14 protein-coding genes and 2 riboswitches are annotated in these 19,489 nt (G+C 64.2%); of the genes, 6 read left to right on the forward strand and 8 right to left on the reverse strand.

The window, feature by feature from the left end; genetic code table 11:
- Window positions 1–21: 21 nt before the first annotated feature.
- A riboswitch (cobalamin riboswitch) is annotated at window positions 22–217 on the reverse strand.
- 154 nt (window positions 218–371) lie between these two features.
- The gene (locus tag PAF18_RS14645; protein ID WP_271116423.1) at window positions 372–2,051 is read left to right on the forward strand and encodes an aq_1923 C-terminal domain; all 1,680 of its coding nucleotides are present in this window, start codon (window positions 372–374) and stop codon (window positions 2,049–2,051) included.
- A gap of 386 nt (window positions 2,052–2,437) precedes the next feature.
- Window positions 2,438–4,207: an L-lactate permease gene (locus tag PAF18_RS14650; RefSeq protein ID WP_271116424.1), complete on the forward strand. Its 1,770-nt coding sequence runs from the start codon at window positions 2,438–2,440 to the stop codon at window positions 4,205–4,207.
- An 81-nt stretch (window positions 4,208–4,288) separates the two neighbouring features.
- On the opposite strand, the gene PAF18_RS14655 is transcribed toward PAF18_RS14650, so the two are convergent.
- The 4 genes from PAF18_RS14655 to PAF18_RS14670 form a co-directional block, all read right to left on the reverse strand.
- On the reverse strand, window positions 4,289–4,762 hold the full coding sequence (locus PAF18_RS14655) for a 6,7-dimethyl-8-ribityllumazine synthase (RefSeq protein WP_271116425.1): 474 nt from the start codon (window positions 4,760–4,762) through the stop codon (window positions 4,289–4,291).
- A gap of 69 nt (window positions 4,763–4,831) precedes the next feature.
- A riboswitch (FMN riboswitch) is annotated at window positions 4,832–4,961 on the reverse strand.
- A 42-nt stretch (window positions 4,962–5,003) separates the two neighbouring features.
- A complete protein-coding gene (locus PAF18_RS14660) occupies window positions 5,004–6,620 on the reverse strand; it encodes an FGGY-family carbohydrate kinase (RefSeq protein ID WP_271116426.1) in 1,617 nt (538 codons plus the stop codon).
- Window positions 6,621–6,722: 102 nt separating this feature from the next.
- The gene (gene ggt, locus PAF18_RS14665; protein ID WP_271116427.1) at window positions 6,723–8,465 is read right to left on the reverse strand and encodes a gamma-glutamyltransferase; all 1,743 of its coding nucleotides are present in this window, start codon (window positions 8,463–8,465) and stop codon (window positions 6,723–6,725) included.
- 98 nt (window positions 8,466–8,563) lie between these two features.
- Window positions 8,564–8,710 carry a hypothetical protein gene (locus PAF18_RS14670; protein ID WP_271116428.1) on the reverse strand — a complete coding sequence of 49 codons (147 nt, stop codon included), beginning with the start codon at window positions 8,708–8,710 and terminating at the stop codon, window positions 8,564–8,566.
- Between the two features lie 196 nt (window positions 8,711–8,906).
- Here PAF18_RS14670 and PAF18_RS14675 point away from each other — a divergent pair, with 196 nt between their 5' ends.
- A complete protein-coding gene (locus PAF18_RS14675; RefSeq protein ID WP_271116429.1) occupies window positions 8,907–9,164 on the forward strand; it encodes a type 2 periplasmic-binding domain-containing protein in 258 nt (85 codons plus the stop codon).
- Between the two features lie 216 nt (window positions 9,165–9,380).
- Here PAF18_RS14675 and PAF18_RS14680 read toward each other — a convergent pair whose 3' ends face one another.
- Genes PAF18_RS14680 through PAF18_RS14690 form a run of 3 tightly spaced genes read right to left on the reverse strand, consistent with a single transcriptional unit; the run spans window position 9,381 to window position 14,201 of the window.
- A complete protein-coding gene (locus PAF18_RS14680; protein WP_271116430.1) occupies window positions 9,381–12,551 on the reverse strand; it encodes an efflux RND transporter permease subunit in 3,171 nt (1,056 codons plus the stop codon).
- Entirely contained in the window at window positions 12,548–13,711 is a 1,164-nt protein-coding gene (locus PAF18_RS14685; RefSeq protein WP_271116431.1) for an efflux RND transporter periplasmic adaptor subunit, read from the reverse strand. The genes PAF18_RS14680 and PAF18_RS14685 overlap by 4 nt, the downstream gene beginning before the upstream one ends.
- A gap of 25 nt (window positions 13,712–13,736) precedes the next feature.
- On the reverse strand, window positions 13,737–14,201 hold the full coding sequence (locus PAF18_RS14690; RefSeq protein ID WP_271116432.1) for a GbsR/MarR family transcriptional regulator: 465 nt from the start codon (window positions 14,199–14,201) through the stop codon (window positions 13,737–13,739).
- A gap of 247 nt (window positions 14,202–14,448) precedes the next feature.
- Between PAF18_RS14690 and PAF18_RS14695 the strand changes: the two genes are divergently transcribed.
- From PAF18_RS14695 to PAF18_RS14705, 3 genes are all read left to right on the forward strand, one after another.
- Entirely contained in the window at window positions 14,449–15,534 is a 1,086-nt protein-coding gene (locus PAF18_RS14695) for an ABC transporter ATP-binding protein (RefSeq protein ID WP_271116433.1), read from the forward strand.
- A gap of 100 nt (window positions 15,535–15,634) precedes the next feature.
- Complete coding sequence (locus PAF18_RS14700; protein WP_271116434.1) at window positions 15,635–16,660, forward strand: Fe(3+) ABC transporter substrate-binding protein; 1,026 nt, start codon at window positions 15,635–15,637, stop codon at window positions 16,658–16,660.
- A 43-nt stretch (window positions 16,661–16,703) separates the two neighbouring features.
- Window positions 16,704–18,377, forward strand: a complete 1,674-nt coding sequence (locus PAF18_RS14705) for an ABC transporter permease (RefSeq protein WP_271116435.1) — start codon at window positions 16,704–16,706, stop codon at window positions 18,375–18,377.
- Here PAF18_RS14705 and mog read toward each other — a convergent pair.
- Window positions 18,374–18,916: a molybdopterin adenylyltransferase gene (gene mog / locus PAF18_RS14710; RefSeq protein WP_271116436.1), complete on the reverse strand. Its 543-nt coding sequence runs from the start codon at window positions 18,914–18,916 to the stop codon at window positions 18,374–18,376. The genes PAF18_RS14705 and mog overlap by 4 nt on opposite strands.
- Window positions 18,917–19,489: the final 573 nt, after the last annotated feature.

A 19,489-nucleotide genomic window follows, 5' to 3' on the forward strand; every position in this document is an offset into this window, starting at 1 on the left:
CAAGGCGCACCCCGCACCACGGAAAGGGTGATCGCCCGGGCAGGTCTCCTGGCTGGCGGGTCGTCGCTTCGCCGGCCTTCCCGGGCGGACCCAGTGGCGTGATCGGCGTCGCTCTCCGCTTACAGTTGCGGGGGCAGCCACGGTTGCGGCGCGATGCCGTGCGTGTTCCCTTTTCACCGGAGCGTACGGCACCGGAACCTGAGCAGGCTCTCAATGACCGCAGAGCCTGCGCCGGTCAAGTGTTTCATCATTCTGCGAAAATCTCCGGTTCCGCGTGTTGCGGCATATTATGCCGCAGGCGGAGCCTGTGGGCTTGCGCGAATCGTCTTGCCGGTTTCTGTTGTCAACGACTGTAACGAGGGAGTTTTTTCATGCGCTTAGTCTCTGGCGATTTCATCGCTCAAAAGTCGCCATTCGCGGCAACTGAACATGGTGGGCGTGGCTTTTTCACCCGTTCGGGCTGGAAATCCGCTTTGCCTGCCAGCCTCGTTACCGCGTCATTGCTGACCGGCGCAGCCCCAGCCGCCGCACAACAGGCAGACGATCAGGGTTTTTCGACCGTTACCGTTGTCGGCGCGCTTTTGCGGGCCGGGGTCTCCTATGGCCGGATGATCGCCGACATCCGCTATGACGGGTTCGAAACCGACAGCAGGCGCGGGGCGGTGGTGCTGCGCAATCTTGGGATCAGGGGGCTTGGACCGTATGAGAATTGCGAGATCACGCTCGGGCGGCTGCAACTCTCGGGTCTGACATTCTGGGGCGCGGAGGAGATGCAGGGCCGGATCGACGCCACCGATCTGAGCATCGCAAATAATTGCTTTGGCCCGCGCGCAGCGATGATCGGCGTGGTGACCGGGACGGACCGGATTCCGCTCGATACGCTGGCCATTGATATGCAGCAGGTGGTGGGCAGCGGCGCGGTGAAACTGAATATAGAGGCGATCAGCCCCGGCATCGCACGGATCGACGGCAGTGCCGATTTCGACTATGCAGCTCTTGTCGTGCCCGGTGCTCTGGAGAGCGCGATCGAAGGGGATGACGAGTTCGGCGACATGCAAGATATGCCGCAGGGCAACGACGCCGACCCCGAGGTGGATCCTTGGGCGGATCAGAGTGAAACGCCGGAAATCGGGCTGCGCGCGACCCTGAACGCGGCACATCTGTCGGTTGAGGATCTGGGTGTCTGGAACCGTCTACAGCCCATGCTGCCGCCCGATATCTCAAGCCCGGAGGGTGTGCAGGCCCTGATCACCGCCGAGCCCGGGACGGAATTGCATGCGGCGCAACAAGCTCTGGCAGAGACCCTCACCAGATTTCTCGCCGAGCCGGGCCGCGTCACGGTCGAGTTCCGGCCCGAAACCCCGGTCAGCTTCGACACGACCGACTGGATCGAGCTTGAGGATGCGGTCGCTGTGCTGAAGCCGCGTTTCTCGAATGAACTGCCGAGCCCGGCTGTGCCGCTGCTCGCCGATGCGCAAGCCGAAGGCGACTCGCTGGAACTGGCGATGGCCTTCGCCGAAGGACGTGGCATCCCGCGCAATCTCACGCGTGCGACCGAGATCCTGTCGGGGTTGAGCGACAACCCCGAGGCAGTCGCGGCATTGGCGCGGCTCAGCGCCGAAACCGATCCGGAGACCGGCTATGCCCAAGCTCTCGACGCCGCAGAGATGGGGGCTCCCGCGGCGACCGCGCTGCTTGACAGCATTGAGCGGCGCTTGACGACATCCGAGATACTGGAGGCTCAGCTTGCGGCCGACACCGAGCTGCCAGACGCGATGTTTGCCTCTCCGCTGAGCTTGAGAGATGCGGCAGCCGATTACGAAGAAGGCAAGCAGGTCCGCCGCAGCTATGCGCTGGCATGGCGGCTCGCAGCTTCGGCTGCGGCGGCAGGCGACGGGCTTTCGCGGGTGTTGATGGATCGGCTCGATGCGCGGTTCGGCGGCGACCCGGCCTGGATCGAGTCGCGGCAGGCGGCCTCGGATGCGGCGCTTGAGGATTGGACCGGGCGCGGCCTCGCCGAAAGCTTCTCGGGAAGTGTCGCTGCGCAGTAACTGCCAGCGCGCGAGGTCGGCGGGTCAGTCCCACCGACCGATGAGCCGTCCGACTATCGTCATGTTGCAGATAACCGCCGAAACGCTGAGTGACAGCCACTGGTGATTTGCGAATCGCCGTCATAGTGTGGCGCCAAGCTGGCGCGCATCCGGGGGGAGCGACAGGGCGGCGTGCGACGGAATGACCTGCGATTCTTGGTCCGGGGTCGCTTGGCGGAAACGCAACCGCGCCGCTGGTTCCGTGCAGGACCTCCTCACCCCGAACGGGCCTTTCGATCCGGCGACGGACCGGGGTCGGGTGGGCGAAGCTGACGTCAGGGCGGTTCTTCCGCCGTGCCGGAAATGACTGGTCCGGGGCCGTTCCGCCCCCTCTTGGAGGACGACACATGCCTGAATTTCTGACATTCATTGTGGCGCTTCTGCCGATTGCGACGGTGTTCGTGCTGCTCGTGGTGCTGGCGAAATCGGCCAAGTTTTCGATGCTGATCGCCTATCTCGTGACCTCGGTGTCAGCGCTGCTGATCTGGGGGACCGCGTTCAACAAGGTGCTCGGCGCGACGCTGAACGGTGTGGTGACCGCGCTAAGCCTGCTTTACATCGTCTTTGGCGCGATCCTGATGCTGTATACGCTGGAGGAAAGCGGCGGCATTCGGTCGATCCGCAGCGGCTTCACCAGCATCTCGCGCGACCGCCGCGTGCAGGCGATCATCATCGCATGGATGTTCGGCTCGCTGATCGAGGGCGCGTCAGGCTTCGGCACACCGGCAGCCATCGCGGCACCATTGCTGGTTGCCATCGGCTTCCCGGCCATGGCGGCGGTCATGGTGTCGCTGATCATCCAGAGCACGCCGGTCTCGTTCGGCGCTGTCGGCACGCCGATCCTGGTCGGGGTGAATACCGGGCTGTCGGGACAAGCGGCGGTCGAGACGGCCATCGACCCGATGCCGTTCACCGAATATCTTTTCGAGATCGCCGCCCGCGTCGCCATGATCCACGGGCTGATCGGTTTCCTCATCCCGCTTATCATGGTGGGCATGCTGACCCGGTTCTTCGGCGCCAGCCGCTCTTTTTCGGAAGGGTTCAGGATCTGGAAATTCGCGCTGTTCGCGGGACTGGCCTTTACCATTCCCTATTACATCATCGCCTCTCTGCTCGGCCCGGAATTCCCCTCTCTCGTCGGCGGCATCATCGGGCTGATGATCGTCGTTCCGGCAGCGCGGCGCGGGCTTTTCATCCCTGATGACGTGTTCGAGTTTCCGAACCGGAAGGATTGGGATGACGCTTGGGTCGGCAAGTTGGACGATATCGAGGACCACCGCGCCGATCAGCCGCTGATGTCGCTGGTTCGGGCCTGGTCGCCTTATATCTTCGTCGTACTGCTGCTGATCCTGACCCGGACCATTGCACCGCTGAAGGCGTTCCTCACCTCGCCGAGCTTCACGCTGAGCTTCACGGATCTCTTCGGATCGGGCATCAATTCCAGCGTGCAGATCCTGTGGCTGCCTGGCACGATCCTGATCCTGGGCTCGTTGTTCACCTTCTTTGTGCACGGCATGAAGGGTCGCGACTATGCGCGGGCGCTGCGCTCGTCCGGGACGGCGATGATCGCGGCGGCGCCGGCGCTGTTGTTGGCTGTGCCGATGGTGCAGGTCTTTCTGAACTCGGCCTCGGAGCGCCTGGCCAGCATGCCCATCGGGCTGGCCGAGGGTGTGTCGTCGCTGGTCGGCAGCGCCTGGCCGATGTTCTCGCCGCTGATCGGTGCGCTCGGCGCCTTCGTCGCCGGATCGAACACGATCAGCAACATGATGTTCTCGCTGTTCCAGTTCTCGACCGCCGAGCAGATCGGGTTTGGCGCGGCGGGCGCGGGCACTGTCGTTGCGCTTCAGGCGGTGGGCGGTGCTGCGGGCAACATGATCTGCGTGCATAATGTCGTCGCTGCCTCGGCCACGGTCGGCCTTGTGGACCGTGAGGGCGAGCTGATCCGCAAGACGCTGATCCCGATGAGCTATTATGTCGTGCAGGGTGGGCTGATCGGTCTGGCGCTGCTGACCGGCGGGCTGAACATGTGGTGGCTTGCCGCGGTGATCTGGGCGGCGGCGGTGCTGTTCGCCATGTCGCGCAACCGTGGCGCTGCACCGAAGGCGGCGATCGCCTGAGGGATCAGCACGGCGCGATTCGGGCGGGCCCGGTCGTCGGGCCCGCCTTTTTCGTCGGTCGCGATGGTGCGGAAGGCGCGATCAGGCCGCCGCAGACGATGGCGCGGCGTCGTGCAATGTCGCGTGCAGTCTCATCACGCGAAGCGCAGCATCGGCTGCCTCGCGCCCCTTGGTGACGAAATGCGCGCGGAAGAAGTCCTCATGCGCCGCGCCCGGCTGGAAATGATGCGGGGTCAGCGACACGGACAGCACCGGCACGCCGGTGTTCAGCCCTGCCTCCATCAGCCCGCTGACGACGGACTGCGCCACGAATTCGTGGCGATAGATCCCGCCATCCACCACAAGCGCCGCCGCCGCGATGGCATCGTATCTTCCGCTTGCGGCCAGTTTCTGCGCCAAGAGCGGCATTTCAAAGGCACCGGGCACATCGAATATGTCGACCTCGGCGTCAACATCCAGCTCGGTCAGCCTGTCCTTGAAGCCGACCAGCGCCTGATCGACGATATCGGCATGCCAGCCTGCCTTGATGAAGGCGAAATTGGGGGATTTTGTCACAGCTCTGGGTCCTTTCCACATGACAAGATCCCAGAGCGCACAAGACGGAAGGACCTGCTGGCCCGCCCGCCCCATTCTCTCTCATCCGGACTGTGACCGTCGGCTCCGGAATTTCACCGGGATCTGCTGACCCGTCCGAAGACGGCGCTCGCGGGCTATAACCGCCGGTGGGGAATTTCACCCCGCCCTGAGAATGGGTCGAAATTAGCCGCTGGGCGGGATGCGGTCAAAGCGATTTCGTCTATGCGTCGCTTGCGCTACGCGCGGCGTCCTGCAAGGCGCGGAAGGCGGCGTATCTGGCATCGTGAAGCGCGGCATGAGCGTCTGAGGGTGCAAAAACCTGCGACGGGTGCGACATCGCCCCCATCGCTTCGGGCAGCCCGCCGAAGCGACCGCAGGCAATCGCGCCAAGCATTGCCGAGCCAAGCAGCACCGGTTCTTCTGCTGTCACGGCCAGCACTGGTTTGCCGGCGCTGTCCGCGAGAAGCTGGCGCACCAGATCCAGCTGTCCCGCGCCGCCAGAGATGACGATGCGCTCGGTCTCGATCCCCGCTGCGCGCTGGGCATCGAGGATCTGGCGCAGCCCATAGCCGATGCCGCATAGCCCGGCGATGTAAAGCGCGATCAGGCTGTCCAGACCCTGATCCATGCCCAGCCCGGCAATCACGGCGCGGGCCGAGGGGTCGGCAAAGGGGGCGCGATTGCCCAGAAACTCCGGCACGACATGCAGTCCCTTTGCCAGAGCCGCGCTGTCTGAAAGCTGGCCCGCCTTCGCAGCGGCGCGATGCGCAAGCCAGACCGGCAGCGGCTGACCTGCCTCAACGGCCAGCTCCCTCGCCTGCATCTCGGCGGGATGCAGAGAGATCAGCCGCTCGATCGCGGCCCCGGCAGCGGATTGCCCGCCCTCGTTCACCCACAGCCCCGGCACCATCGCGCCGTAATACGGCCCCCACACTCCGGGCACGAAGACCGGCGCATCGGTGGAACTCATGGTGCAGGACGATGTGCCGAACACATATCCCATATTGCTCTGTGGCTGTCCCTGAGCCCCGACGGTTCCCAGCCCGCCGGCATGGGCGTCGATCAGACCGGCGGCGACGGCGATGCCGGGGCGCAGCCCCATCGCGGCGGCCGCGTCAGTCGTCAGCCCTTTCCGCAGCGCCGTTCCGGGCGGCAACACGCGCGGCCCGATCCGGGCAAAACCGTCTTCGGCAAGATCGCCAAGCCCGATGGCGTGAAAATAATCCGCATCCCAGCGCTGCTCATGCGCGAGATAGGTCCATTTGCAGGTTACCGTGCAGGCCGAGCGGGTCGCATCACCGCTGGCACGCCAACTGAGAAAATCGGCAAGATCCATGAACTGCCAGGCAGTGTCATAAGTCTCGGGCAGGTTCTCCTTCAGCCAGAGCAGCTTCGGCGTCTGCATCTCGGGCGAGATGGTTCCGCCGACATAGCGCAGCACGTCGTGGCCGGTCGCGTTTATCCGTGCCGCCTGTCCGGTCGCGCGGTGATCCATCCAGACGATGATGTTGCGCGCCGCGTCGCCTGAGGCACTGACGCTGAGCGGCGCTCCGCCGGGGCCGAGCACCACCAGCGAACAGGTGGCGTCAAATCCGACACCCGCGATCCGGGCCGGGTCGATGGATGCATGCTCGACCGCGTCGCGCGTGGCGATACAGACCGCTTGCCAGATGTCGTCGCCGGATTGCTCGGCGATGTCGGGCGCGTCCTGCCAGATGGCGATGTCGCGCTTGGCCGTGCCGAGCATCCGTCCGGAGACATCGAATATCCCCGCCCGCGCGCTGCCGGTTCCGACATCCACGCCCAGGAAAAGTCCCGGCTCTGCCTTCTGAGTCATCGTCCCTCCGGCCTGACCATGCCGCAGGGTAGGGCGGTGATGCGAACATGGAAAGGGCCGGAGATCGCTCTCCGGCCCGATAGGCTCGCGGTGGTCCCGGCGTCAGTATCCGACCGTGGCCGCTCCGGCACGGCGCGGGTCCGAGGCGCCCAGAAGATAGCCGCTTTCGGGGTCGCGCATGACCGATTGGGTCGAGCCCATCACCTCTTGAAGCGAGATGTTCTGCCCCATTCCCTGAAGCGCGCGCTGGGTGTCGATGCTGATCCCTTCCTCGATGCGCAGCTCGTCAGGCAGCCACTGATGGTGAATGCGCGGGCTGGCGGTCGCCTCGGCCACGTTCATGTCATGGTCGATCATGTTCATGATGACCTGAAGCACGGTGGTGATGATCCGCGCCCCGCCGGGCGATCCGGTGACCAGCCAGACTTCTCCGTCCTTGTTGACGATGGTCGGTGTCATCGAGGACAGAGGGCGCTTGCCCGGTTCGACCGCATTCGCGTCGCCGCCGATCAGCCCATAGGCATTCGGCACGCCCGGCTTGGCCGAGAAATCGTCCATTTCGTTGTTCATCAGCACGCCGGTGCCCTCCGCGACCAGCCCCGACCCGTAGGAGAAGTTGATCGTATAGGTGTTCGAAACCGCGTTGCCGTCCTTGTCGATGATCGAGAAATGCGTGGTTTCGTTCGACTCGTAGGGCGCGAGATCGGCGGGCGCGATCTGTTCGGATGGGGTCGCGAAATTCGTGTCGATCTTTTCACGCATATCCGCCGCGTAATCCTTGCTGGTCAGGATATCGATGGGCACATCGACGAAATCCGTATCTCCCAGAAACTCCGAACGGTCTGCATAGGCCAGCTTCATCGCCTCGGCCATGAGATGGATCGTCTGGGCGCTGTTCGCCCCGAGCGCGCCGATCGGATAGGCTTCGAGCGCGTTCAGGATCTGCACCAGATGGATCCCGCCGGAAGAGGGCGGCGGCATGGACACGATCTCATAGCCGCGATAGGTGCCGCGGATCGGCTCACGCTGGACGGCTTCGTAATTCGCCATATCCTCGGTGGTGATGAAGCCGCCCGCCTCGGTCACCGAGCTGACGATGGCCTCGGCCACCTCGCCGGTATAGAACCCCTCGGGGCCCTGTTCGGCGATCGTCTTGAGCGTGTCGGCCAGATCCGCCTGCACGAGCGTATCGCCGGGACGGTAAAGTTCGCCGCCCTCCTTATAGAAGATCTCTGCCGCCGACGGATAGCGGGTCAGACGCTCTTTCAGCGCTTCGAGACTGTCGGCGAGATCAGGCGTCACCTCGATCCCTTCCTCGGCCAGCCGGATCGCAGGAGCGATCACATCGGCCCACTCCATGCTGCCATATTCATCGAGCACCAGCTTCATTCCGGCTACCGTGCCGGGCACCCCGGCGGCTGCGCCGGTGAAGCGCGACTTGTCGCTGTCGGCATTGCCTTCCGCGTCGAGGAACATGTCGCGCGTCGCCCCTGCCGGGGCCATTTCGCGATAATCAATTGCATGGGTCTCGCCGGTTTCGGCATCATGAACCAGCATGAAGCCGCCACCGCCCAGATTGCCCGCGCGCGGCAGCGTCACCGCAAGCGCGAACGCCACCGCCACGCCCGCATCTATCGCATTGCCACCCTGTTCAAGAATATCCCGGCCGATTTCGGCGGCGACGCGTTCCTGCGCGGCAACCATGCCGTTTTCCGCCCAGACGGGGTGCATCCGGTCCATCCCCGAATAGATCGCCACCTCCTGCGCGCTCAGCGGCAGCGCCGCCGTCGCTGCAAGCGCCAGAGCCGCGGCTCCGGTCCTGCGCAGGCTTTCCAGAATCGCCATCTTCCACCTCCTCCAGTTTGATCCCTGAGCGGTCAGCACAACCGCAAATCAAGGCCGGGTCAACCGCCTTGATGGGGCGCAGAGGACCGGGACTTGCCTCAGGAGGCGCCGAAATCCGCGAGTGCTGCGTCGATATTGCGCTGGCGGTTCGACAGGATCGCGCTGCCGTCATAGCGATAGCCCGAGCCCTTCAGCAGAAGATCGGGCGGCATGTCACGGCGATAGGCTTCGTACAGCCGCAACATATCGGGCGCGCCCGTTTCGGACCCTCGCCGAATGGAGGCGGTGTCCGGCGGGACGGCGCACCCGCGCCGATCCAGTAAGAAAGACTGTCGGGCAGGGGCAGCAAGCCATGTGCGCCGGCATCGCATCTAGCAAGGGCTGCGTCGCCTTGGCAGAGCCAGTATCGCGGGGATGCCGCTCGTTGAGCGAGGTAATGGGATGCCCGCCCAAGGTGTCGGTGAGGTCGACGAAACTGAAATTGCCGTATTAACTCTGAAGGATCATCAGATCGGCCCGGGAGTGATCGACGAGCGCCTTCGGAACCGCGCGGCCGACACGCAGTTGGATACCGGCCTTGTTGAATGGAACCCCGAATTGTGTCTTGCCCTAGCAAGGAAATGGCATGTCATACCCGCGCCCGAAGATAAGCATCTCGAGAAGGTTCAGCATATCTCCTTTCAGAGCATTCTCTGCTGAGACCCTGTTCTGATAAGGAGTGAGCAGTCGCACGGCCGCCCCTAGCCAATCAGCTTTGAAATGATGCTAGTTCATCGAGGGGGTGAATTCGGCTGAGTTCATCGCTTCCCGATATAATTCAGTGTGCTTTGAGAAATGCGATATCTATCGCGGCGGCACGCTTTCGCAGCTCACCGCGATTGGCCGCGCGCTGATGCCGGGATGGGCGCGGCCTGTTCAGGACCCAGCCGCCTCTGCCCCAAGCGCATCCGGCCCGCGCGATGCATCGCGCCGGGCATTACGATTTGCCGCGCGCTTTTCGCTGCGGCGTTCGCCCAGCATCAGCATGGCCGGGGTCACGACCAGCGTCAGGATCGTCGCGATCACCAGACCGCCCGCAATGGCGCTTGAAAGCTCGGTCCACCACTGCGTGGAGGGCGCACCATAGACGACCTCGCGGGTGAAGAAATTCAGGTTCACCCCGATCACCATCGGCATCAGCCCGAGCGCCGTCGTCACCGAAGTCAGAAACACCGGGCGCAGACGCTGCGCACCGGTGCGCAGCGCGGCCTCGAGCGGGTTCTGACCGCTGCGGCGCAGATCATTATAGGTGTCGATCAGAACGATATTGTTGTTCACCACGATCCCCGCGAGCGCGATCACCGCGATCCCGCCCATGACCACCCCGAAGGGCCGTCCGGTGACGACCAGTCCCAGAAGCACCCCGGCGATGGAAAAGACGATCGCGCTCATCACCACGAAGGCCTGATAGAAGCTGTTGAACTGCAAAACCAGTATTATGACCATCAGCGATAGCGCCGCGATGAAGGCACCGATCAGGAAGGTCATTGCCTCCTGCTGGTCCTCGGCTTCGCCCTCGAAGGAATATGAGATTCCTTCAGGCAGGTCGCCCTGATTCAGCGCCGCCTGCAGGGAGTTGATCTGATCGTTGACCAGCAGGCCGGGCGCGACATTCGCCTCGATGGTGACGACGCGCTGTTCGTCGACGCGGCGGACGATGCCGACCCGCTCGGTCGGCTCGAAGGCGACGAAGTTCGAGATCGGCACCAGCCCCGCTGTGGTCGGCACGCGCAGATTGCCGAGCTGCGCCAGCGAACGCTGGTCGCGCGGGAACCTCACCCTGATGTCAAGCGCGCCATCGGTGTCGTCGGGGCGGTAATCGGTCACGGTGATGCCCTGCGTCAGAAGCTGAATCGACTGACCAAGCATGCTCACATCAGCGCCGTAGCGCGCTGCTTCGGCACGATCCACGATGATCGAGACCTCGACGCCGGGCAGGGGGCGCGTATCGGTGACGTCGGTAAAGCCGCCAATCTCCGCCATCATGCCCAGAACCTGATCGACGGCCGCGTTCTGCGTCTTGGGGTCGCGGATTTCGATCTGAAGCTGCACCGGCTTGCCCTGCGTGGGCCCGCCGCTTTCGGTCTGCACCTGCACATCGATCCCGGCAATATCGGCCACATCGCTGCGGATCCGTTCGCCGATCTCGGCAGCAGTCGGGCGCTCGTCCCATTCGATCAGATCGAGCTGCAACGTGCCGATGGTTTCTTCATCGCCTTGCCCCGCGCTCATGGTCGAGCGGGCATAGACGCTGTCGATCTCGTCATAGCCGAGCAGCCGGTCCTCGACCTCGCGCACCAGCGTGTCGCGCTCCCAGATCGAGAAATTGTCCCGCGCGCGCACCTGAACCTGCATGAATTCCGGCTCGACCGAGGGAAAGAAGGACAGGCCGCGCCCGAACTGGCCGTAAAGCGCAAAGCCCCCCATCAGCAGCGCCACGGCCAGAATCACCGTCGCGCCGGGGCGCAGGATCGCCCATTGCAGCAGCCGCACATAGGCCCCGGTAAAGCCCCCCATCCGGCGCGGATCGCCGAGCTCGGCTGCATGCAACGCTTCCTTGGCGCTCGCGGATTGAGGCTGGCGCTTGCCGATCACCCCGCCCACCACGGGAATGAAGATGAGCGCCATGAACAGCGAGGCAAACAGCGTCAGCAGAACGGTCACCGGCAGGAACTTCATGAACTCGCCGACGAGTCCGGTCCAGAACAGCAGCGGGAAGAACACCGACAATGTGGTCGCGGTCGAGGCGATGATTGGCCAGGACATGCGCTTTGCGGCGAAGGCATAGGCTTCCTTGCGGGTCGCGCCCTCCTGCAGGCGCCGGTCGGCGAGTTCGACCGTGACGATGGCGCCGTCCACCAGCATCCCGACGACGAGGATGAGCGAGAACAGCACCACGATATTCATCGTATAGCCCATCGCCCAAAGCGCCGTCACACCGGCCAGGAACGCACCCGGAATCGCCAGCCCGACAAGAATCGCCGAGCGCAGACCAAGGGCGAAGACGATCACGATCATCACCAGGATCACGGCGGCGATGACATTGGCCTCAAGATCCGAGAGCAGGGATTTAACCTCCTTGCTCTGATCCTGAAGATAGTTCACCCGCAACGTCTCGGGCCAGTCAGCCTGAAGCGTTGCGATGGTGCTGCGCACATCGGCGACCGTGTCGATGATATTCGCGCCCGACCGCTTCTTGACTTCCAGCGAGATGGCCGGCTGCCCATCGATGCGGGCAAAGCTGGTTGGGTCCTCGAAGGTGCGGCGCACGGTCGCCACATCGCCGAAGGTCACCACCGCATCGCCGCTGACCTTGATCGGCATCTCCATCACATCGTCCAGACCCTGGATCAGCCCCGGCACCTTCAGCACGATGCGGCCGCCGCCAGTCTCGATGGCGCCAGCGGTGATCAGCCGGTTATTCCGCTGAATGGTGCTGATGACCTCTTCGAAGCTGAGATTATAGGTCTGGAACACGGTCGGATCGATCAGCACCTCAAGGAACTCGTCGCGCTTGCCGCCCATATCGACTTCCAAAACGCCGGGCAGCCCTTCGAGCGCATCCTGCGTGTCTTCGGCAATCGCGTTCAGTGTCCGCTCGGGCACGGGGCCGGACAGCACCACGGTGATGATGGGGAACAGCGCGGTGTTGATCTCGACGATATTCAGGTCGTCGGCATCGTCGGGCAATTCGCTTTCGACGTTGTCCGCTGCTTCGCGCACCTTGTCGAGCGCCTCGTCGATATCGCCGCCAGCGGTGAATTCCAGCTGGACGCTGGCGAAGCCTTCTGCCGCCTCGCTCGACATTTTCTGCAAGCCCTCGATGGCACCGAATTCGGTCTCCATCGGTTCGATCAGCAGGCGCTCGGCATCGGTCGGGCTGATCCCTTCCAGTGTCGTCGAGACATAGACGAGGGGCAGCGGCACCTCGGGATTGGCTTCCTTGGGGATCGAGACATAGGCCACGGCACCGACGCAGAGGATCATGACCAGCGTCATGATCATGACCCGGCTGCGCGAGAATGCGGCGTCGATGATCCCGTTCACTCGGTGGCCTCCTGCGCCAGTTCGCGCGCGGCATCCGGTTCGGTCTCGGCTTCGCTGGTGGTCACCGGCTCACCGTCGCGGACGAAGCCCTGTCCGATGGTGATGATGACAGCCTCGTCGGGAAGACCGGCCACCCAAAGCCCGTCCACTTCGGCGCGGACCAGCTCGACCTCGTAAAAGGCGACCTTGCCATCCTCGACCGTCTTGATGCCGGTCGCGCCCTCCGCGCTCAGCGAGATGACCGAGGGCGAGACGAAATGCGCGCGCTCCGTCCCGGTCGGCATGACGATCTCGGCCGAGATGCCCGCCGGGATCGCACCATCCTCGTTCGGAACGGTGATTTCGGTCAGGAAGGTGCGGGTCTCGCTGGCGGCTGAGGTGCCGACAAAGCTGACCTCGCCCTCGCGTTTCTCGCCGGTGATGAAGGTGACCTCCGCCGGCTGGCCGTCGCTGATCCGGTTCAGCGCCTGCTGCGGCACCTGAAGCGAGACGGTCAGCGGGCGATTGTCGACGATGCGGCCGATCTCGGTGCCCGCGGCAATATATTCGCCCTCGTCGAGTGTGAGCGTCTCGATCCGCCCGTCGAAGGGGGCAACGATGCTCGTCCGCTCAAGCGCCTCTTCGGCGGCCGTCACGGCGGCCTCGGCAGAGGCCAGCGTCGCGGTGGCCTGCGACACCCGGTCCTGCGTGGCGACGCCGCGGTCGCGCAGGGCGGTGGCATTGTCGAACTCCCGCTGCGCCCGCTCCTGCTCTTGTCTGGCGCGACGCAGATCGGCCTCGGCCTGATCGGTGGTCAGCCGGGCCAGAACCTCGCCCTTTGCAACCTCGTCGCCCTTGCTGGCCAGCAACTCGGCAACATCGCCCGACGCCTCGGCGCGGATCGCGGTGTCGCGATCCGGCATGGCCTGACCTTCGGCCTGAAAGAACAGCGTGACCTCTTCGGCGCGCGAGGGCTGCACCGCCACCGCGACCGGGGCGGGTTCCGTCTGCGCGCTGCGCGGCTCGGATGCATCGCTCGACGGAAAGATGAAGCCGCTGCCCATCCAGCCGACGATCCCGATCAGGATCGCCCCAGCGATCCAGGTCGAGCGGGATGCGCCTTTGTCGTCTTTGAACGAAAGCGTGTGGCGTTCCGCCTGTTGGGTAGTGTCATCGGTCATCGGAAACTCCGGTGAGGCCACGGGATCACACCCGGTCAGCGGCCAAATCCTGTTCAAGCGCGTGGCCAAGGGCCATGCCGATCGTTGCGTAGAAATCGCTATAGGCCTTGATGCGGCATTGCGGGCCGCGCGCATCGTCGGGCAGGGCGTCGAGCGTTTCATTGATTTCCCGGCGCGTCTGTCTGATGCGCCTCAGCGCCCCCTCCAGGAATCCGGCGAAGGGCGGCGCGGCGAGTTCAAAAAAATCCTGACGCTCGCCGGGCAGGCCGATACGCCGGATGACTCCGCGATCTTCCAGCATCCGCACGCTCGAGCTGATGCTGCCGCGGCTGACCTGAAGCTCCTGCGCGAGATCGCCGAACGCGACCGGCTTGCCGTCGAAGATCAGCAGGCCGAGCACGCGCCCCGCGATGCGCGGCATGTTTTCACGCTGCGTGATCTGGCCCACCTTCTCGATGAAATCGGCCCTGATGTCGGATATCGCTGTCATGCCTGGCCCGGTTCTGAATGTGGCGGAGGTAAGAAGGGGGTCGTGCCGGGTCAAGTGCGTTCAGAAATGACTGAACGTAACGTGATGCGTCGTGTACGGCATGGGGTCGGCCCATTCGGCGCGAATCGCCGCGCCCCGTTGCGATGGGGTGTCTGCTCGTAGTATGTGCCTCCGATCGGCGGTCAAGACAGCCGACAGCCCTCGCGCGGCATTGCGGGGTCGCGCGCGAACGGCACGGAGTCGAAATATGTCCTCAGCTCAACCCGATGCGCTTCGTCTCGACGGGGTTTCGCGCAGCTTTGGGACGCGCACTGTGCTACCGGCGCTGTCGCTCACTGTGCCGGCGGGCCGGATCACCTGCCTGCTCGGGGAATCCGGATGTGGCAAATCCACGCTGCTGAGGCTGATTGCCGGCGTGGACCGCCCCGATGACGGCGTGATCGAGATTGGCGGGCGGCGCATCGTCGGGCCGGATTGCTTCACCGAACCGGAATCGCGCCGCATCGGCTTCATGTTTCAGGATTATGCGCTGTTTCCCCATCTCAGCGTTGCCGAGAATCTCGCATTTGGTCTGCAAGCGCTCGGTCGGGCCGAGCGCGCCGCGCGCATCGCCGGGATCAGCGAGCGGATCGGCATCACGCATCTGCTCAGCCGCTATCCGCATTCTCTCTCCGGCGGCGAACAGCAACGCGCGGCCCTCGCCCGTGCCCTGGCGCCGCAGCCCGAGATCCTGCTGATGGATGAGCCCTTCTCGAATCTCGATCAGGGGCTGCGAGAGAGGGTCCGCCGCGAGACACTGGACATTCTTCGCCAGCTTGGGACGACGGCGATCCTCGTCACCCACGATCCGCAAGAGGCGCTGGCCGTGGGCGACCTGATCGTGTTGATGAAACAGGGCAGTATCGAGCAGATCGGCACGCCTTTCGATATTTATGACCGTCCCAGCTCGATCTACGCGGCGGAATTCATGGGTCCGTGCAACCGGCTCGCCGGGATCTGGCGGGCGGGCGAGATCGAGACCGCGATCGGGCGCTTCCCCGCCGCGCTGAAGGTGGCAGACGGAACCGCGGTCATGGCCTGCATCCGCCCGCAGGCACTGTCGATAGAGCCGGATGGGGGCGGGATCTCTGCCCGGATCGTGTCGAAAACCTTCACCGGCGAGAGCGAGCAGATCGAGATCAGCGTTCATCCGCTGTTCGAACCGCTGCGGATGCACAGCCATGAGCGCATCCCAATGGAGGTCGGCGAAAAGGTCGGGTTGCGGTTGAATGGCGCGCAAATACATGTTTTCGAAGATGAATTTTCCGCAGAAGAGACTGTTCTTCCCCTCTGAGCAACTGCCCGAATAATACTTGACTGAAAAACTAAGTAAACGTATTCGGGACCGGCTGATTCACTTTGGCCCTACCATTCATTCATCGGAGGACCGTCTCATGGTCAAATCGACCGCTCTTCATGGCACCATCGCGGCGAGCACCCTGCTGCTTTCCGCCGCTTCCGCCGCCTCGGCGCAGGAGCTCAACCTCTACACCTCGCGTGAGCCGGGGCTGATCGAGCCGCTTCTGGAAGCCTTCACCGAATCCACCGGCGTCACCGTCAACACCGTGTTCCTGAAGGACGGCCTGGCCGAGCGCGTCGAGGCCGAGGGCGAAGCCTCCCCCGCCGATGTGCTGATGGCGGTCGATGTCGGCAAGCTGGCCGACTTCGTCGAAAAGGGCCTGACCCAGCCGGTTGAGTCCGAAGTCCTGACAGAATCCATCCCGGAAAACCTGCGCGGTCCGGAAAATAACTGGTTCGCCCTCTCGACCCGTGCCCGCGTCGTCTATGCGGCGAAGGATCTCGATCTCGATGCGATCACCTATGAAGAGCTGGCAGACCCGAAATGGGAAGGCAAGCTGTGCATTCGTTCGGGCCAGCATCCTTACAATACCGGGCTGATCTCGGCCTTTATCGCCCATCACGGCGCCGAGGCGACCGAGGAATGGCTGAACGGCATGAAGGCCAATCTCGCCCGCAAGGCCGGCGGCGGCGACCGTGACGGTGCGAAGGACATCCTCGGCGGCATCTGCGACATCGCAGTGGCGAACTCCTATTATGTCGGCCGGATGCGGTCGGGCGCCGGCGGAGAAGAGCAGCAGGAATGGGGCGATGCGATCAAGGTGATCCTGCCGACTTTCGAAGATGGCGGCACCCATGTGAATATCAGCGGTGCTGCGGTGGCCAAATACGCCGCCAACAAGGATGAGGCGGTTCAGCTGCTGGAATATCTCGTCTCGGACGAAGCCCAGAAGATCTATGCCGAGGCGAATTACGAACACCCCGTCAAGCCCGGCGCGCCGGTCGATCCGATGGTCGAATCCTTCGGCGAGCTGACCGTTGACAGTGTCCCGCTGACCGAGATCGTCGAATATCGCGATCAGGCCAGCGAGCTGGTCGACAAGGTCGGCTTCGACAACTGATGCGTGGCCGCTTCCCGCAATCATCTGCGCGCGGCGGCACGAGGTGACTGCCGCCGCCACCGGGACGCACGAGCTCGCCGGACCCTCTCGCACGCGCGGGAGGGTCTGGGTCTTTGCGGCCTATGCGATTGCGGCACTCGTCCTGCTTCCGGTGCTGGCTCTGGCATGGGAGGCATCGCGCGGCTCGGAGGGTCTCTGGTTGCATCTGGCGAAGAATGTGCTGCCACATGCGATCAGTCAGACCCTGACCCTGCTGGCCGGGGTCGGGGTGCTCGTCGCCGTGATCGGCACAGGCTGCGCTTGGCTGGTGACCGCCTATGATTTCTGCGGTCGGCGAGTGCTGGAATGGGCGCTTCTGCTGCCGCTCGCCGTGCCAACCTATATCGTCGCCTATGCCTATCTCGATCTGCTGCATCCGCTTGGCCCGGTGCAGGAGCTGGTGCGTGACATGCTGGGCTATGACAGCCCGCGAGAGTTCCGTCTTCCCGATATTCGGTCGATGCCCGGCGCGATCCTGCTGCTGAGCCTCGTGCTCTACCCTTACGTCTATCTGCCGACGCGGGCGATGTTCATGACCCAGTCGGCCAATCTGGTCGAGGCCGCCCGCGCGCTCGGCACGACAAGGCGACAGGTGTTTCGTCGCGTCGCCCTTCCACTGGCCCGCCCGGCCATCGCCGTCGGCGTGAGCCTCGCGCTGATGGAGACGCTGAACGACATCGGCGCGTCAGAATTTCTTGGCGTCCGCTCGCTGACCATCTCGATCTACACGACCTGGGTGACCCGTTCCGACCTGCCGGGTGCTGCGCAGATCTCGCTGGCGATGCTGGTTCTGGTGGTGGCGCTGATCTCGCTGGAGCGATGGGCGCGCCGCCGCCAGCGCTACGCCAGCAGCACTCAGCGGAGCCGCAGCTTCGCACCGCGCGAGCTGCATGGGCGGGCAGCCGCATTTGCCTTTCTGATCGGCGCGCTTCCCGTGGCCCTCGGTTTTCTGGCCCCGGCGCTTTACCTCGCCATCGAGGCATGGCGTCGGTTCAGCTTTGCCGGGCTGTCGGACGATCTGCTGATCGAGGCGCGGAATACCTTCCTGCTCTCGGCGATTGCCACCTCTGCAGTTCTGATCTCCGGCGTGGTGATTGCCTATGCCGCTCGTGCCTTCCCGCGCCGCGCCGTGCTGGTGGCGCAGCGCGTGGCGACGCTCGGTTACGCAATGCCGGGCACGGTGCTGGCGCTCGGGATCCTCGTGGTGGTCGCGGGGCTGGACCGCTGGATCGCCGCATCCGCGCGAGAGATTCTGGGCATCTCGACAGGTCTGATCCTGATCGGCTCGGGGGCGGCGCTTGGCTATGCCTATCTAGCACGTTTCCTGGCCATATCGGTCGGCTCGGTCGAGGCCGGGTTCAGCCGCGTGCCGCGCAGCTATGACCATGTCGCGCGGACTCTCGGCAAGGGGGTTTCCGGCGTGCTGTGGCAGGTGCATCTGCCGCTGTCACGCGGGGCGCTCGCGGCGGCGGGGCTTTTGGTCTTTGTCGATTGCATGAAAGAACTTTCTGCGACTCTTCTGCTGCGGCCGCTGAACTTCGAGACGCTGGCAACACATCTTTACGGAGAGGCCGCGCGCGGCACCTATGAAGATGCGGCGCTGGCGGCGCTGGCGATCGTGCTGGTCGGGCTGCTGCCGGTGGTGCTGCTGGCCCGGGTCGGGCGCGGGCGGGACTAGGGCTGCTTCTTCGGGCGGAAGGCCTTGATTTTCGCGGGGTCTGTTTCGATGTGGCCGGCGCCCAGCAGATCGAGGCAATAGGGCACCGCGGCAAAGACGGCGTTCAGGCAGGTGGCAATGGCCGAGGGCTTGCCGGGGATCGTGATTATCAAGGTTTTTCCGACACTTACGGCAGTCTGGCGGGACAGGATCGCGGTCGGGACCTCGCGCAGCGAGGCGCGGCGCATTTCTTCGCCGAAACCGGGATATTCGCGTTCTGCGACGTCTGACACGGCCTCTGGCGTGAGGTCGCGGGGGGCGGGGCCGGTGCCGCCGGTGACCAGGATCAGGTCGGCGAATTCGGCCAGCTCGCGCAGCTTCGCGGCAGTGCCCTCGCGCCCGTCGGGGACGATGGCGCGGGTGATTTTCACAGGAGAAACAATGGTTTCGCGCAACCATGCCTCGGCGCCGGGGCCGCCCTTGTCTTCATATTCCCCCGACGCGGTGCGGTCCGAGACGGTGAGGATGGCGATGCGGGCGGGGCGGGTTGGATCACTCATGCCGCGCAGTCTGACCGGAGCGGCGGCGAAGCGCAACGGGGAGCGTGCGCAGGGTGTTGCGTGGCGGCGGGGTGAGGCGGGGTTGGGCCTGAAATTGCCGGGATTTCGGGGCGCACAGAGCGTACACCGCGCGTACACAGGTTATACACAGGGCGTGCACGGGAATTTTGCGTTTGACTTGGTGTGTGCGGGCTTTGCGTGGGCGGCGGTCGTCGCTGCCCGTTGTGCTAAAATGGCTTGTAACGGGCGGGTTCCAAAATTTGTACGCAATGTCTTGAACTGGCTAAAGTCCGCTCACATCTTTAACATATGGCGCCCGATTGGGGGTGTTTCAGTTACGTGTTTAAACTGTCAAGGCCAGTTTCGCAGCCGGTGCATGACGCGAGTTCGATCATTCGGGCTCCTCTCGCCAGCCACGCGGGCGGCTTTGCGGCAATTTGGCAATACCACATTGCCAGGTGCTTCACAGTATACACGACCACGTCGAAGACGAACGCACACCGCAGAACGGCGGGGGCGGAGATGTTAAGGGTCGGTGCGTTGACTCGATGCTCTTGCCCCCTCTCGCGGAGG

The sequence above is a fragment of the Paracoccus sediminicola genome (assembly GCF_027912835.1).
GTDB classification, from domain to species: Bacteria; Pseudomonadota; Alphaproteobacteria; order Rhodobacterales; family Rhodobacteraceae; genus Paracoccus; species Paracoccus sediminicola.